Source organism: Endozoicomonas sp. ONNA2 (assembly GCF_024606365.1).
Classification (GTDB): domain Bacteria; phylum Pseudomonadota; class Gammaproteobacteria; order Pseudomonadales; family Endozoicomonadaceae; genus Endozoicomonas.
Genome location: NZ_JAHHPO010000011.1, coordinates 1 through 1,091, shown reverse-complemented (window position 1 = coordinate 1,091; position 1,091 = coordinate 1). Strand labels below are relative to the sequence as shown.

The 1,091-nt window shown below is 43.5% G+C and carries 2 protein-coding genes; both read right to left on the bottom strand.

Going from position 1 to position 1,091, the window contains the following annotated elements; all coding sequences use genetic code 11:
• On the bottom strand, positions 1–300 hold a 300-nt coding region (locus KDK14_RS00145; protein WP_257262988.1), incomplete at its 3' end, for a hypothetical protein.
• Positions 301–335: 35 nt separating this feature from the next.
• On the bottom strand, positions 336–926 hold the full coding sequence (locus tag KDK14_RS00140; protein WP_257262987.1) for a hypothetical protein: 591 nt from the start codon (positions 924–926) through the stop codon (positions 336–338).
• Positions 927–1,091: the final 165 nt, after the last annotated feature.

The following is a 1,091-nucleotide window of genomic DNA, read 5'->3' as shown; positions in this document are numbered from 1 at the left end:
CGACAAATAAACCAGCTCTTTGGCAATATGCCAGATGCTACCTGAATCGGCGCTATAAAGAATGGATTGAATGTACGACGCTAATTCAGCAATATCAGCCGCCTGGGAAAAACCGCAACAGGCAGCATAGAGATACAGCAATCGTGTTGTATGGATCAGGAAATTTTTATTATCACTTTTTGGTAAATTGCCACTCTTTTCAACTCTCGGGGAAAATTTCTTTTCAATATTGTCTACTTCACTCAATAGCTCTTCGGACAGTTTGCTGTTTTTCGATACCATGATTTGCCTGATCTGCAAAAGTTTGTCCTTGAACAGTTTATGCGGGCCTGAATTCAAGTCATATTTTCATTAATTTCACTGACCTCCTCTGCGGGCGTATCAGAAAAGTGTTGAAACAGGTTCTTTGCCTTCTCGAATCGGATGGATAAAGGAATCCACGCACTACGCCAATATTTCGCTGAAAGTGTCTGTCCATACTTTGCGTCACCAGCCAACATAATCTCGAGTTTTTCAGCCCAGGTTAAAGAGTTTGTTTCGGCTAACTTTTCTGCCATTGTCGTGGGACCTATTCTCATGGACTCGAGAAAAACGGCGCATTGCACCTCTTTGGTTGGTGACATTTCGATTGCCCAGTATTGACAGTTATCCCAGAGATTACTGGCGGCTATCTTTATAGCTTGAGCTTTTGAACGGGCAATTTGTGTGGCAATATCCGGTTGAAGGCTAATCAGTCGCTCTAACAGCTGTTTGCTTTCAGGGGTATTGCCGGTGTGTTCTGTCAGTACGGTGATACCATCGTGTAAATGTATCTGCCGACCAAGGTACTGAATTGCGCCATTTTCTGCCGAAAAGCCATCAGGTGATTGCGTGATCAATGAACTCAGTCGCTGAAGTGTAAGGCCGTTCAGGTTATTTGGATTCATTTTATCTTCCTGGCATAGGTTATGGATGCCTGAGTTCGGATATGTTCCTGGTATCATGGTTTATCATCAATTCTCAGGGTAGACATTAAGCGCCTACTTCCCGCTTGGGGTGGTTAAGTAGCTAACCATATGAAATCATATATTTCTGACTCCTTGTGCCGGCAC